The following is a 13,594-nucleotide window of genomic DNA, read 5'->3' as shown; positions in this document are numbered from 1 at the left end:
CCCGTGCCGAAGGCGCTGAGTGGGCAACTCGAAGACCAGCAGTGATCCGCCCTCCTGCCGCCGCAGAGCCGAGGACAACAGCAACTGTACGAAGCTCGTGTTCCGCGTCTCCGTGCGCGAGTCCCACCCCGGCGTCGGCAACCCCGCGGGGGTGAGACCGCGCAAGCCGACGTCCGACCACAGACCCCAGGCCCGCGGCGTCAGCCACGACACCCGCGAGCTGACCGAGTCCGCAGCCCGGTCCCCTCGCCGCGACACATCCACCGGCATCGGACGCACCTGCCCCCACCGGAAGAGCTTCGTGAAGGCCGCCCCCTCCCGGTCCCACTTCGCTCCGCTGATCCGCTCCGGGTTCTCCGGCGCCACACATCGCCAGTGCCGATAGTCACGAAGATCCCGTTCAGTGGCCCTTCGCCACGGAACCCCGCGCGAGGACAAGAACTCGAGCAGCAACCGCGTATCCGTCGCGTAGTTGCGCTTCGACTCCCGTTCGAGCGTGCTGAATTCCCTCGATCGGACGTAGTGCAGCAGATCCGCGTCGACCGTCCCATCGGGTCTGATGAACACCGGATCGCCTGGCCGCAGCCCGATCCGTGCCACTGCCTCCGGCAGGTCCTGTACCCCCAGGACACCGTCAGCTGGCAGCGCTCTCCACCGTCCCGGATCCGGGACCCACACCACATGCCACGTGCCCACCAGCCGCCTCCCCTGACGCTTGAACACAAGCAATCATCAGGGAATCGGTGAACATCGGCTCAGCTTAGGGGGAGCGCACGGGCCGGCATCGTGGACGCCCACTCGGACGGCTCACACTTTAGGGTGAGCGCATGCGTGCATTTCGTGAGGCAGTGGAGGCCGGGGATCTCGACGCCGTCGAGAAGTTGTTGGCCGAGAACGTCGTGTTCACCAGTCCGGTCGCGTTCCGGCCCTACCCGGGAAAGGCGATCACCGCGGCCATCCTGCGGGGGGTGACCCGGGTTTTCGAGGGCTTCCGGTACGAGCGGGAGATCGGCGCGCCCGACAGCCGCGACCAGGCGCTGGTGTTCACAGCGCGGGTGGACGGGCGCGAGATCCAGGGCTGCGACTTCCTGCACCTCGACGAAGACGGTCTGATCGACGAGCTGACCGTCATGGTCCGCCCGCTTTCGGCCGCGCAGGCGCTGTCGGCGGCCATGGGTGCCCAATTCGAGCAGATCGCGCGGGAGGCACAGGCCGCCGGGTCCGCCTGACCGCCACCCGGGCCCCTCGGAAGTGGCGGGCCCACGGACGGTGTGATCGCCCCGGAGCAGGGCCGCCCGACCGTGGCCGTCCCGTCGCAGCCGTGGTCAGCCACGGCCGGTACGCGCACCTCGGCGGCGGGCGCGCTGGTTGGATGGCCCCATGACCACCGACGAGCAGGCGCGCATGATGCGGGCCAACGAGGCCAACTGGGACGCCCGTACCCCGGTCCATCTCGCCAGCCGTTTCTACGGCCTGAGCGAGAACCTCGACCCGTCGCGCTGGTTCGCCCCCTGGGAGTGGGCGGACCTGGGCGAACTGGCCGACCGTGATGTGCTCCATCTCCAGTGCCATCTCGGCACGGATACCCTCGCCTTCGCCGAACGCGGGGCGCGGGCCGTCGGCCTCGACTTCTCCGAGGCGTCCGTGACGGCCGCGCGCGGCATCGCGGCGCGGGCGGGCCTCGACGTGACGTACGTCCGGGCGAACGTCTACGACGCCGTGGAGGCCCTGGAGCAGCGGCAGTTCGACGTCGTCTACACGGGGAAGGGCGCCCTGTGCTATCTGCCCGACCTGGACCGCTGGGCGGCGGTGATCGCCCAACTCCTTCGCCCTGGCGGCCTGTTGTACATCGCGGAGTTCCATCCACTGCTCAACTCGCTGAGCCCGAAGCCCGCTTCGGACGACACCGGTGAACTCCTTCTGCGGCACGACTACTTGGGCGCGCGGGAAGCCGTGCACCGCGATGCGACGTTCACCTACACCGACGGGCCGGCCGTGACCGGGGCCACCGAGAGCTTCGAGTGGCCGCATGGAATGGACGAGGTCGTCAACGCGTTGATCGGAGCGGGACTGACCATCCGGCGGCTGCGCGAGAGCGACGAACTGCCCTGGCCGCGCTGGCCTCGTATGGAACGTACGACGTCGGGCTGGTGGCGGCTGCCCGAACCGCGTATCCCGCTCCTGTACGGACTGCTCGCGAGCCGTTGAGCCGCGGCTCACACCCGTTGTCGCGCATCCCGTGGTATGGTATCCGCAGCATTTGCGTACGCCCCTTCTCGGGCGCCGGTGCTGTTCCTCTTCAGTTCGCTGACCCGCCCGTCGGAATCCGACCGGCGCACCAGCTCTTCCCAGTACCACCTCACCAGCGGCGACGTGTTTCCGCCGTACCCGAGGTGTCGCTGTCTTCCGCCGCCCGCGGTGCGCCCGGCGCGCCCAGTTCTCGCGGCCCTCCCTCTGCTCTGTCTTCCGCGTGCCTCATGCGGCATGCGTCTCCGTCCGTGAAAGGACTCTCCGACCATGACCACCACACTCGAACACCCCCCGGTGGAACAACTGCCCCCGGCCCGGATCGCGACCGGTGTCCTCGACATCGACGGCAACGGGAAAGGATATCTGCGGGCCGCCGACAGCTGCCTGCCCGCACCCACCGACCTCCAGGTCTCCCCGGCGCTGATCCGCCGTCACGGCCTGCGCAAGGGCGACCTCGTCGTCGGCGCGCAAGGCACCCAGCGCACGCTGACCGAGGTCGGGCTGATCAACGGCCGTACGCCCGAAGAGCTGCGCGGTCGTCGCCACTTCCGCGACCTCACCCCGCTCCACCCCCGCGACCGGCTCCGCCTCGAACACCCTGCGGCCGGACTGACCGGGCGCGTCACCGACCTGATCGCCCCCGTCGGCAAGGGCCAGCGCGGACTGATCGTGGCTCCGCCCAAGACCGGCAAGACCGTGCTGCTCCAGCAGATCGCGGCGGCCGTCGCCGGCAACCACCCCGAGTGCCGCCTGATGGTGGTGCTGCTCGACGAACGGCCCGAGGAGGTGACCGACATGCGGCGCTCCGTGCGCGGCGAGGTGTACGCCTCGACCTTCGACAAGACGCCCAAGCAGCACATCGCGCTCGCCGAACTGGTCATCGAGCGCGCCAAGCGGCTCGTCGAGGCGGGCGAGGACGTCGTCATCCTCCTGGACTCCCTCACCCGGCTGTGCAGGGCCCACAACAACGCGGCGGCCTCCGGTGGCCGCACCCTCAGCGGCGGGGTCGACGCCGCCGCACTGACCGGGCCGAAGCGGCTGTTCGGCGCCGCGCGCCTGGCCGAGGAGGGCGGTTCGCTCACGATCCTCGCCACGGCCCTTGTGGACACCGGCTCACGCGCCGACGGCTTCTTCTTCGAGGAGCTGAAGGGTACCGGCAACATGGAGCTCCGGCTGAGCAGCGAGCTGGCCTCCAGGCGCGTCTACCCGGCCGTCGACATCAACCCGTCCGGAACCCGCCGCGAGGAACTCCTGCTGACCCCGGCCGAGCTGACGACCGTGCATGGACTTCGGCGGGCCCTGCAGACGCGGGACGGCCAGGCGAACCTGGAGACCCTCCTCGACCGGCTCCGCGACACGCCAGACAACGCGACCTTCCTGCGGCGGATCCAGCCGACGCTGCCCTCCGCCTGACCCCGCCCGGCCCGGCCGGTGCCTGTGAGCTCCCGTGTGTGGCATCCGGGTGTTCGGGCCCGCTCCTCGGCCACGGCACCACGGCATACGGCGCACGCATTCCTACGTTTGCGATATGACCATCGGATTCTCTGCTCGTAGTGGTGTGACTTCTTCGTCCTTGTCGTCCGCGGCGTCCTCGTCGGTCTCGTCGGTCTCGTCGGTCTCGTCGGTGGCATCCCGGATCGCCGCCTCCTGCTGTGCTCTGTGCGTGACGGGCGTGCTGACGCTCGCGCCCGTCCCGGCATCCGCCCGCACCGGTGCCGCCCCGGTCACGCCGACGCCGAAACCGACGACGGCGGCGGACGCACGGCTGCTGTACCGCTCCGGCACCCACGCCCGGCTCCGCTCCGGGGCACCCCGCCTGCCCCGGGACGTGTCCGCGTTGTCGTGGCTGGTGGCCGACGCCGGCACCGGTGAGGTCCTCGCCGCGCGCAACGCGCACCGCGATCTGCCACCGGCCAGCACGCTCAAGACGCTCTTCGCCCTCACCGTCCTGCCCACACTGCCCGCCGGCCTGCGGCACAAGGTCACCGAGGCCGACCTGGCGGGCATCGGTGCCGGCAGCAGTCTGGTCGGAGTCGCGGCCGGGCGTACGTACCGGGTCTCCGACCTGTGGCGGGGCGTGTTCCTCAACTCCGGGAACGACGCCGTGCACGTCCTGGCCGCGATGAGCGGCGGCTGGCGCGACACCGCCGTCCGGATGCAGGCCAAGGCCCGTGCCCTGGGCGCCCGCGACACCCATGTGCGCTCGCCCGACGGCTACGACACGCCGGGGCAGGTGTCCTCGGCGTACGACCTCGCGGTGTTCGGGCGGGCCGGGCTGCGAAACGCCGACTTCGCCGCGTACTGCGGCACGGCCTACGCGAAGTTCCCCGGCGGGGGCGGCTGGTCGTACGAGATCCAGAACACCAACCGGCTGCTGACCGGCGCCAACGGCGTCGAGCGCTACCGAGGGGTGATCGGCGTCAAGAACGGCTACACCAGCAAGGCCGGCAACACGCTGGTCGCCGCCGCACGCCGGGGCGGACGCACCCTGGTCGTCACCGTGATGAACCCTCAGGAGGGCGACGGATACGCCGTCTACGAGGAGGCCCGCTCGCTGCTCGACTGGGGCTTCGGGGCCGCCGGACGCGTCGATCCAGTCGGCTCGCTGGACGCCGCGCGGCCCGTGTCGCAGGCGGGCCCGCAGGCGCCGACGCAGGCATCGACGCAAGTGCGGGTGCCGGTGCCGACGGCCGCCACCGTCACGTCCGGCAGCGGGCCGGGCTGGCCGGAGACCTGGACGATCCTGGGAGCGGCCGTACTCGGCGCCGGCGTGGTGTCGCTCGTACTGCGCGTCGCGGGCCCCAAGCGGGTCTGACCGGCGGCGTCCACCGGCAGCCACAGCAGCAACCCGAGCGTGACCCAGACGTACGCGCTGGCGCCCACGAAGCCGTCGACGCCGGACGCGTCGTCGAACCACAGCCACACCACGCTCGTACACAGCACCGCGTACAGCGCGCCCGCCACGCGCGCGTGCCCGGTGCGCACCAGGACGGCGAACGACGGGAGCAACCAGACGAGATGGTGCACCCAGGTGATCGGGCTGACCAGACAGGCGGTCAGCCCGGTGAGCGCGAAAGCGCCCCACCAGTCCCCCGCGACGACGGCCCGCCGCGCCCGCCGGGCCCAGACGGCCAGGACGGCCACGACCACCACCAGCCACACGGCACGACTGGGTTCGCCCGGTGCGGCCAGCCGTGCCAGCACGCCCTGGAGGGACTGGTTCGACACATACGCCAGTTGCCCGATGCGCCGGGTGTCCCACAGCGCCTCGCTCCAGTAGTAGCGCGAGGCGTCCGGCGCGATCCACACCGCGAGTGCGGTGGCCGCGCCGGCGACGGCCGTCGCGACCCCGGCGGCCCGCCGTCGTCCGGCGAGCAGCAGCAGGCCGATGAAGAGGGCGGGCGTCAGCTTGACGGCGGCGGCGAGCCCGATCCCGATGCCCGCACAGCGGGCCCGCCCGGTCGTCAGCAGCCAGGCGTCGGTGAGGACGAGGGCCAGCAGTACGAGGTTCACCTGGCCGAAGCTGAACGTGTCCCGTACGGGCTCGAACAGCGCCAGCGCGCAGCCGGTCAGGGCCCAGCCGTACCAGCCGTACCGGCGCAGCACGGGCCCGGCGGTCATCCACACCACCGCGCCGAGGGCCGCCAGGTTCAGCAGCAGTGCGGCGGTGATCGCGGCGCGCAGCCCGAGGAGCGCCATCGGCAGCATGCTGACGGCCGCGAACGGCGGATAGGTGAAGCCGTACGCCGTGCCGGGCACCCGGTAGTCGTAGATCCGGCCGCCGTGGTGGACCCAGGTGTCGACGGTTCCGTAGTAGACGCGCAGGTCGAACCAGCCGCGCAGCAGCGGCACGGTCGCCGTGAACACGGTCACGGCGACCGCGAGGGCGAGCACCAGGAGCAGCCGTTCCCGGTCGGTGCGGGGCAGTCTCACAGGGCTCATCCGGTGCTCTCCCGCAGGGGTGCGTGGGCCGCCTGGTGGGCCTGCCAGAGGACGACGAGGGCCAGCGCGCCGCCGCACACGGCAAGGACCAGTTCCCCGGTGCCGGCGGGCGCGCCGCTCGGCAGGGCCAGGAGCGCGACGACTCCGGTGACGGCGGCGAGGCGGTGGCGCACCGCCGGACTGGTGCTGGGCGCGGCGGCGGCGATGAGGAACAGGGCCCACAGGGCGTACCAGGGCCGGATCGCCGGGCCGAGAACGACCACGACGGCGAGGCTGAGGCCGAGTGCGTAGAGCGGGCCGATGCGGGGGCTGCGCAGCCAGATGTAGGCGATGGCAAGGACAGTGACCGTTATCCCGAGGAGGTGCCAGGCCGGGACGGCGAGCGGTGCCAGATCGCTGCCGACCTCCGTGAGCCCGGCGGCCGTGGCGCGGCCGAGGAGGCTGGTGAGGGCCCAGTTCTGGGGCGACACCGGGGTTTTCAGGGCGCCTATCCAGCCGTAGCCGGTGCCTGCCAGCGCGGTGACGGCGACGGTGGTCGCGGCTGCCGCGCCCGCCGTGGTCAGTACCGCCCGGGCCGGGCTGCGGCCCGCGCGGATCTGGAGCGCCACGACAGCGGCGAGGCCGAGGACCGCGGGTGCCTTGACGAGGGCGGCGAGCGTCACGAGTACGGCGCCCAGGATCGGCCACCGGCCCAGCGCCGCCACCAGGCCGACGCCGAGCAGCCCGAGCATGATCGCGTCGTTGTGGGCGCCGGCCACCAGGTGCAGCAGGACCAGCGGGTTGAGGGCTCCCAGCCAGAGGGCGGCGGCCGGGTCGGCGCCGCTGTGCCGGGCGAGGCGGGGCAGGGCCGCCGCCATCAGCGCCACGCCGAGCAGCGCGACCAGGCGCATGCCGAACAGGCCGGCGGGGATCTCGCCCCGGGTCAGGCCGGAGAGGCCGGACGCGACGGCGAGGAACAGCGGGCCGTAGGGGGCGCCGGTCTGCTGCCACACGGGGGCGACCTCGGCGGCGAGCGGACCGCCGAGCAGCGCGGGGCCGTGCGTGTACACGTCCATGTGTGCGTCGACCATGGCGCCCTGGGCGAGGTAGCTGTAGACGTCGCGGCTGAAGAGGGGCGGGGCGAGGAGGAGTGGGGCCGCCCAGACGGCGAGGACGAGCATCAGGGAACGTACGGTCGGCGGGTCCGTGCCGCGGACCAGTCTGCCGAGCAGGGTCCAGGCGGCTATCAGCAGGACGACGCCGAAGTAGACGCCGACCAGGCCGAGTGCGGCGCGGCCGGTGGTGGGAGCGATGAGTTCCCGTACGGGGAGGGCTCCGGCGGTCTCGCCTCCCAGCGCGAGACATGCGGTGCCGATCAGGCCCATGGCCTGGCAGCGGGCGAGAGTTGTCGGGGGAGCCTTCACCTGTGCAGCGTGACAAGGGTGGGTGGACGGGGGGCTACGGGGTGCCTTCCGGGCGGGGGCCTGTGTGTTACCGGTGGGTGGGTCGTTGGGGGTTGTTCGTCGGGTGCGGGCCTGTGGGGGCTTGTCGCGCAGTTCCCCGCGCCCCTGAAAAACGACAGCCCGCCGTTTCTCCGTCAGAAGACCGACACTCCCGTCAGTGTCGTGAAGCGGTCCAGGGCCGCCACCCCCGCGACCGAGTTGCCCCTCTCGTCCAGTCCGGGGCTCCATACGCACAGTGTGCAGCGGCCGGGGACGACGGCGATGATGCCGCCGCCGACTCCGCTCTTGCCGGGGAGGCCCACTCGGTAGGCGAAGTCGCCCGCCGCGTCGTAGGTGCCGCAGGTCAGCATGATGGCGTTGATCTGTTTGGCCTGGCTGAGGGTCAGGAGACGGGTGCCGTCGGCTCGGACGCCGTGCCGGGCCAGGAAGCCGGTGGCGAGGGCGAGGTCGGCGCAGGACGCCTCGATGGAACACTGGCGGAAGTACTGGTCCAGCAGGTCCGGGACCGGGTTGTCGATGTTGCCGTACGACGCCATGAAATGGGCGAGGGCGGCATTGCGGTGGCCGCGTCCGGCCTCGGAGGCGGCCACCTCCTTGTCGAAGGTGAGGCCGGGGTTGCCGGACTCCGCGCGCAGGAAGTCGAGGAGCGTTCCGGCCGCGTCGCCGGTACGGGTGTGCAGGCGGTCGGTGACGACGAGGGCGCCCGCGTTGATGAACGGGTTGCGCGGGATGCCGTTCTCGTACTCCAGCTGGATCAGGGAGTTGAAGGGATTGCCGGAGGGTTCGCGGCCGACGTGCTCCCAGAGTTCGTCGCCCTCGCGGGCCAGGTCGAGGGCGAGCGTGAACACCTTGGTGACGGACTGCGCGGAGAACGGCTGCCGCCAGTCCCCCACCCCGTAGACCGTGCCGTCGAGTTCGGCTACGGCCATGCCGAAGCTGCGCGGGTCGCGGGCGGCGAGCGCCGGGATGTAGTCGGCGGGGCGTCCTCGGCCGGGGGTGCGTCCGATCTCCTCGGCGATGCGTTCCAGGACTGGTTGGAAGGTCGGGGGCGAGGGTGAGGGCGACGGAGCTGCTGCCATGATCGCCATTCTCCTTCCGGGCCGGTGCCGGCGCGCGTTCGTGTGTGCCGGCAGTGGTCCTACCGTGCCGTGCCGTTGCCCGCCACGATCTCGGGGCGGAGCAGGTCCGCGAGTCGTTCGGCGGGCAACAAGCCCTTCTCCAGGACGAGTTCGGCGACTCCCCGGCCGCTGACGAGGGCCTCCTTGGCGATGTCCGTGGCTGCCGTGTACCCGATGTAGGGGTTGAGGGCGGTGACCAGGCCGATGGAGTTCTCCACGCTCGCACGCAGCGCCTCGGTGTTGGCGGTGATGCCGTCCACGCAGCGTTCGGCGAGGGTGAGGCAGGCGGCGCGCAGGTGGGTGACGGACTCCGAGAGGGAGTGCAGGATGATCGGCTCGAAGGCGTTGAGCTGGAGCTGTCCGGCCTCGGCGGCCATGGTGATGGTGACGTCGTTGCCGATCACCTCGAAGGCGACCTGGTTGACGACCTCCGGGATCACCGGGTTGACCTTGCCGGGCATGATCGACGAACCGGCCTGTACCGGCGGCAGGTTGATCTCGCCGAGCCCGGCACGCGGCCCGGAGGACAGCAGGCGCAGATCGTTGCAGCTCTTGGAGAGCTTGACGGCGACCCGCTTGAGCACACCGGACATCTGGACGAACGCCCCGCAGTCCTGGGTGGCTTCGACCAGGTTGGCGGCCGTGACGAGCGGCAGACCGGTGATCGCGGAGAGGTGGCGGCGGGCCGACTCGGCATATCCGGCAGGGGCGTTGAGGCCCGTGCCGATGGCGGTGGCGCCGAGGTTGATCTCGTGGATCAGCAGGACGGCCTCCGCGAGACGGCTGCGGTCCTCCTCGATCATCACGGCGTACGCCGAGAACTCCTGCCCGAGCGTCATCGGCACCGCGTCCTGGAGCTGGGTACGCCCCATCTTCAGTACATCGTGGAACTCGACCGCCTTGCGGGCGAAGGAGTCCTGGAGCACGGCCATCGCCTTGAGCAGTTCCCGCACGGCGAAGACGGTCGCGACCTTGACGGCGGTCGGGTAGACGTCGTTGGTGGACTGGCCGAGGTTGACGTCCTCGTTGGGGTGCAGGTACTCGTACTGGCCCTTGGTGTGGCCCAGCAGCTCCAACGCACGGTTCGCGACGACCTCGTTGGCGTTCATGTTGGTCGAGGTACCCGCCCCGCCCTGGATGACGTCCACCACGAACTGGTCGTGCAGCCGACCACCGCGGATCTCCCGGCACGCCTCGACTATCGCGGCGGCCTTCTTCGGGTCGAGGAGGCCGAGTTCCTCGTTGGCGAGGGCGGCGGCCTCCTTGACGGCGGCGAGGGCGTCGATGAGATGCGGGTAGGCGGAGATGGCCATGCCGGTGATGGGGAAGTTCTCCGTGGCGCGGAGGGTGTGGACACCCCAGTACGCCTCGGCGGGAACGTCACGGTCGCCGAGCAGGTCGTGTTCGCTGCGGGTGGCTTTGGCGGTCATGACTGGGTCGGCCTGCTTTCTCTTCTTGAGGGGGCCGGCATTTCAGCCCGTCCGGCGATTGAGGACGAGGCCGTTCAGGCCGAAGGGGGGTCTGGGGGCGCAGCCCCCAGGAACGGGATGGGACGGGTAGGGGCGGCGGGGGCGAAGAAATCCGCGCGGACCCGCTACCGACGTGGCACCGGATCGAGCGCGCGGACAGGCCTGACCCGTCCGACCTCGCGCCCACCGCCGAGCAGCGCCTCCCCCTCGAACCCGACGAGCGCCGCCGGATCGACACCGGCCCGCACCAGCGCCGCCGCCGTCACCGGAACCCGCGCCCGGTTCGCCCCGTCGGCGATCTTCACCGCGACGGCCCTGCCGTCCGGGAGGGCGGCGACCTGGACGCCCTCGAAGCCGTCCTTGCTGAGCAGTCCGGGTACCGCCCGCATCAGCGCGGCCACGTCCCGGCCGGAACCGGAGGCCATCTCGGCGTGTTCGCGCATCGCGTCAGCGACCAGCGCCTCCGGGGTGTCCGGGGCGGCGGTCGTGATCCGGGCGACGGCGCGGGCCAGGCCGTGCAGGGAGATGGAGAAGAGGGGTGCGCCGCAGCCGTCGACGGTCACCCGGGCGACGCGCTGCCCGGTGAGATCCTCGACGATCTCGTGGATCGCCTGCTGGAGGGGGTGGCCGGGGTCGAGGTAGCTGTCGAGGGGCCAGCCGTTGAGCTTGCAGGTGTAGAGCATGGCGGCGTGCTTGCCGGAGCAGTTCTGGGCGAGGCGGGAGGGCAGGCGGCCCTCGCGTATCCAGACGTCGCGGACGACCGGGTCGAACGGCAGGTCCGGCACGTTTCGCAGGTCGCCCTCGGCGAGCCCGCCCAGCTCCAGGATGCGGCGGGAGCCGGCCAGGTGGCGTTCCTCGCCGGAGTGGCTGGCGGCGGCCAGGGAGAGCAGTTCGCCGTCGAGGGGCAGGCCGGCCCTGAGCATGGCCACCGCCTGGACGGGCTTCAGGGCGGAGCGCGGATAGAAGGCCGCCTCGATGTCGCCCATCTGCAGCTCCACCTGGCCGTCGGCGCCGAGCACGACGACGGAACCGTAGTGGATGCCCTCGACGACCCCGCCGCGCACGAGGTGCGCGACGGGCGAGTGAAGGGGTTCACGGATCGTGGGAGCGTCCGCGAGTGAACTGCTGTACATGGCTGACCGCACTGCTTCCTGCATTACTTCATCCTGCATCACTGCGTGGTTCACGCGTCGGCTCCGGCCGACCCGTCGGACGGGGTGGACTCACCGGTCACGTGCGCTTCGGCGGCCTTGCGGGCCACCTGGGCGCGGACGCCGTACCAGCCCGCGACCAGGACCCCGGCGATCAGCGGGAGACACAGCACGGTGGTGCGGCCGGCGCCGCCGTCGGCGTACATCAGGACGAGGACGGAGGCGAGGAAGGCCAGCGTCACGAGTTCGGTCCACGGGGAGCCGGGGAGCCGGTAGCTCGGCCGGGTCAGCTCGCCGTTCTCGGTCTTCCGCCAGAACACCAGGTGGCAGATCATGATCATGCCCCAGGTGGCGAGGATGCCGATCGCGGCGAAGTTCAGCACGATCTCGAACGCGTCGGCGGGGACGACGAAGTTCAGGCCGACGCCGAGTACGCAGAAACCGCTGGTGAGCAGGATGCCGCCGTACGGCACCTGGGTGCGGCTCATGTGGCCGGTGAACTTCGGCGCGGAGCCGGACATCGCCATCGAGCGCAGGATGCGGCCGGTGGAGTACAGACCCGAGTTGAGGGACGACATGGCCGCGGTGAGGACGACCAGGTTCATCACACCGCTGGCCGCCGGGATGCCGAGGTTGGAGAGGACGGTCACGAAGGGGCTCTCGCCCGACGTGTACTTGTTCCACGGCAGCAGCATCGAGAGGAGGAGGACCGAGCCGACGTAGAAGAGGCCGACCCGCCACATGATCGAGTTGATCGCCTTCGGCATGATCTTCTCGGGGTTCTCGGTCTCGCCCGCCGCGACACCGACGAGTTCGACGGAGGCGTAGGCGAAGACGACACCCTGGATGATCAGCAGCATGGGCAGCAGGCCGTTGGGGAAGACGCCGCCGTTGTCGGTGATCAGGGACGGGCCGGGGGTGGTGCCGTCGACCTCGTGCTGGGTGACCAGCAGGAAGATGCCGATCAGCATGAAGACGACGAGGGCGCTGACCTTGATGATGGCGAACCAGAACTCCAGTTCGCCGAAGAACCGCACCGAGATCAGGTTCACGGTGAGGACGACCGCGAGGGCGATCAGTGCGATCACCCACTGCGGGATGTCGGAGAACATGCCCCAGTAGTGGGTGTAGAGAGCCACCGCGGTGATGTCGGCGATACCGGTGGTGGCCCAGTTGAGGAAGTACATCCAACCCGCGACGTACGCGCCCTTCTCGCCCAGGAACTCCCGGGCGTACGACACGAACGCCCCGGACGAGGGCCGGTACAGGACGAGTTCGCCCAGTGCCCGGACTACGAGGAAGGCGAAGACGCCGCAGACCGCGTAGGCGATGAAGAGCGACGGGCCGGCGTCGGCCAGCCGGCCGCCGGCACCGAGGAACAGGCCGGTGCCGATGGCACCGCCGATGGCGATCATGTTGACGTGCCGGGCCTTCAGCGACTTGCTGTAGCCCGCGTCACCGGCGTCGACGTGTACGGCCTTCTTCCGCGCCGTACCGTTCGCCGTCTCGTCGTGGAGGGATTGCTCGCTCACGCCTCGGTTCCGCCTTCCGGGGATGGTTCTGCGGGGGTGTCCGTGTGCGCGGCGCGCACGATGTCTGTGAGGCTCGTCGAGACCCGGTCGAGGTGGTGGGACATGGCCGCCACCGCGTCGTCCTCGCTGCGGTCGATCAGCGCCTCGACGATCGCCCGGTGCTCACGGTTGGACTGCTCGCGCCGGCCGCCCAGCTCGTTCAGGAACGCCGACTGACGTGCCAGCGCGTCCCGGATCTCCTCGATCACCCGGCGGAACACCGGGTTCTGGGCGGCCTGGGCGACGGCCAGGTGGAAGAGGGTGTCCATGGCGACCCACGCGGTGGTGTCGGTCTCGTGCTCCATGCGTTCCAGCAGGTGCGCGAGGTGGTCGAGGTCCTCGGGTGTCCGCCGCAGGGCCGCGTAACCGGCTACCGGGATCTCGACGTGCCGTCGCACTTCGAGGAGGTCGCTGGCCGCGTAGTCGCCGAAGGTGGGGTCCTCGACCGTACTGGACACCACGAAGGTGCCCTTGCCGGTCCGGGAGACGGTCAGGCCCATGGTCTGCAGGGCCCGCAGAGCCTCCCTCAGGACGGGCCGGCTCACCTCCAGGCGGCGGCACAGTTCGGCCTCGGAGGGGAGCTTGTCCCCCACGGCGTAGTCTCCGCGCTCGATGGCGCTGCGCAGATGACCGAGGACCGCTTCCATCGCG

At 71.0% G+C, this 13,594-nt stretch carries 11 protein-coding genes and 1 pseudogene; 5 read left to right on the top strand and 7 right to left on the bottom strand.

Annotated elements, in window-relative coordinates:
* Nucleotides 1-19 precede the first annotated feature (19 nt).
* The 5 genes and pseudogenes from PV734_RS01650 to PV734_RS01630 form a co-directional block, all read left to right on the top strand.
* Nucleotides 20-385: a hypothetical protein gene (locus tag PV734_RS01650; RefSeq protein WP_319288558.1), complete on the top strand. Its 366-nt coding sequence runs from the start codon at nucleotides 20-22 to the stop codon at nucleotides 383-385.
* Between the two features lie 442 nt (nucleotides 386-827).
* The gene (locus PV734_RS01645) at nucleotides 828-1,229 is read left to right on the top strand and encodes a nuclear transport factor 2 family protein (protein ID WP_319091678.1); all 402 of its coding nucleotides are present in this window, start codon (nucleotides 828-830) and stop codon (nucleotides 1,227-1,229) included.
* A 151-nt stretch (nucleotides 1,230-1,380) separates the two neighbouring features.
* A complete protein-coding gene (locus PV734_RS01640; RefSeq protein WP_319091677.1) occupies nucleotides 1,381-2,208 on the top strand; it encodes a class I SAM-dependent methyltransferase in 828 nt (275 codons plus the stop codon).
* 309 nt (nucleotides 2,209-2,517) lie between these two features.
* Nucleotides 2,518-3,663 (top strand): transcription termination factor Rho, encoded by a 1,146-nt coding sequence (rho, locus tag PV734_RS01635; RefSeq protein ID WP_319091676.1) that lies wholly within the window; start codon nucleotides 2,518-2,520, stop codon nucleotides 3,661-3,663.
* A 115-nt stretch (nucleotides 3,664-3,778) separates the two neighbouring features.
* Nucleotides 3,779-4,750: pseudogene (locus tag PV734_RS01630) on the top strand (D-alanyl-D-alanine carboxypeptidase family protein); the annotation flags it as partial.
* 35 nt (nucleotides 4,751-4,785) lie between these two features.
* Here the strand turns inward: PV734_RS01630 and PV734_RS01625 are convergent.
* The 7 genes from PV734_RS01625 to PV734_RS01595 all read right to left on the bottom strand — a co-directional run bounded on the left by PV734_RS01625 (nucleotide 4,786) and on the right by PV734_RS01595 (nucleotide 13,590).
* Entirely contained in the window at nucleotides 4,786-6,183 is a 1,398-nt protein-coding gene (locus PV734_RS01625; RefSeq protein WP_319092019.1) for a glycosyltransferase 87 family protein, read from the bottom strand.
* A 5-nt stretch (nucleotides 6,184-6,188) separates the two neighbouring features.
* Nucleotides 6,189-7,595, bottom strand: a complete 1,407-nt coding sequence (gene mptB / locus PV734_RS01620) for a polyprenol phosphomannose-dependent alpha 1,6 mannosyltransferase MptB (protein WP_319288557.1) — start codon at nucleotides 7,593-7,595, stop codon at nucleotides 6,189-6,191.
* Between the two features lie 173 nt (nucleotides 7,596-7,768).
* Nucleotides 7,769-8,722: a glutaminase gene (locus PV734_RS01615; RefSeq protein WP_319288556.1), complete on the bottom strand. Its 954-nt coding sequence runs from the start codon at nucleotides 8,720-8,722 to the stop codon at nucleotides 7,769-7,771.
* A 50-nt stretch (nucleotides 8,723-8,772) separates the two neighbouring features.
* Entirely contained in the window at nucleotides 8,773-10,182 is a 1,410-nt protein-coding gene (gene aspA / locus PV734_RS01610; protein WP_319091673.1) for an aspartate ammonia-lyase, read from the bottom strand.
* 164 nt (nucleotides 10,183-10,346) lie between these two features.
* Nucleotides 10,347-11,354, bottom strand: coding sequence for an asparaginase (locus tag PV734_RS01605; RefSeq protein WP_319092018.1), 1,008 nt, complete (start codon nucleotides 11,352-11,354; stop codon nucleotides 10,347-10,349).
* A 50-nt stretch (nucleotides 11,355-11,404) separates the two neighbouring features.
* A complete protein-coding gene (locus tag PV734_RS01600; RefSeq protein WP_319288555.1) occupies nucleotides 11,405-12,904 on the bottom strand; it encodes an amino acid permease in 1,500 nt (499 codons plus the stop codon).
* Complete coding sequence (locus PV734_RS01595) at nucleotides 12,901-13,590, bottom strand: FadR/GntR family transcriptional regulator (protein WP_319092017.1); 690 nt, start codon at nucleotides 13,588-13,590, stop codon at nucleotides 12,901-12,903. The genes PV734_RS01600 and PV734_RS01595 overlap by 4 nt, the downstream gene beginning before the upstream one ends.
* Nucleotides 13,591-13,594: the final 4 nt, after the last annotated feature.

The sequence above is a fragment of the Streptomyces sp. AK08-02 genome (genome assembly GCF_033795085.1).
Taxonomy (GTDB): domain Bacteria; phylum Actinomycetota; class Actinomycetes; order Streptomycetales; family Streptomycetaceae; genus Streptomyces; species Streptomyces echiniscabiei.
Note: the sequence above shows the minus strand (reverse complement) of the source record. Positions and strands in the feature narration are given on the sequence as shown.

Coding starts and splice junctions, on each gene's coding strand:
- PV734_RS01645 (WP_319091678.1), top strand. CDS start 828: ATGCGTGCATTTCGTGAGGCAGTGGAGGCCGGGGATCTCGACGCCGTC.
- PV734_RS01605 (WP_319092018.1), bottom strand. CDS start 11,354: ATGTACAGCAGTTCACTCGCGGACGCTCCCACGATCCGTGAACCCCTT.
- aspA (WP_319091673.1), bottom strand. CDS start 10,182: ATGACCGCCAAAGCCACCCGCAGCGAACACGACCTGCTCGGCGACCGT.
- PV734_RS01615 (WP_319288556.1), bottom strand. CDS start 8,722: ATGGCGATCATGGCAGCAGCTCCGTCGCCCTCACCCTCGCCCCCGACC.
- PV734_RS01595 (WP_319092017.1), bottom strand. CDS start 13,590: ATGGAAGCGGTCCTCGGTCATCTGCGCAGCGCCATCGAGCGCGGAGAC.
- PV734_RS01640 (WP_319091677.1), top strand. CDS start 1,381: ATGACCACCGACGAGCAGGCGCGCATGATGCGGGCCAACGAGGCCAAC.
- rho (WP_319091676.1), top strand. CDS start 2,518: ATGACCACCACACTCGAACACCCCCCGGTGGAACAACTGCCCCCGGCC.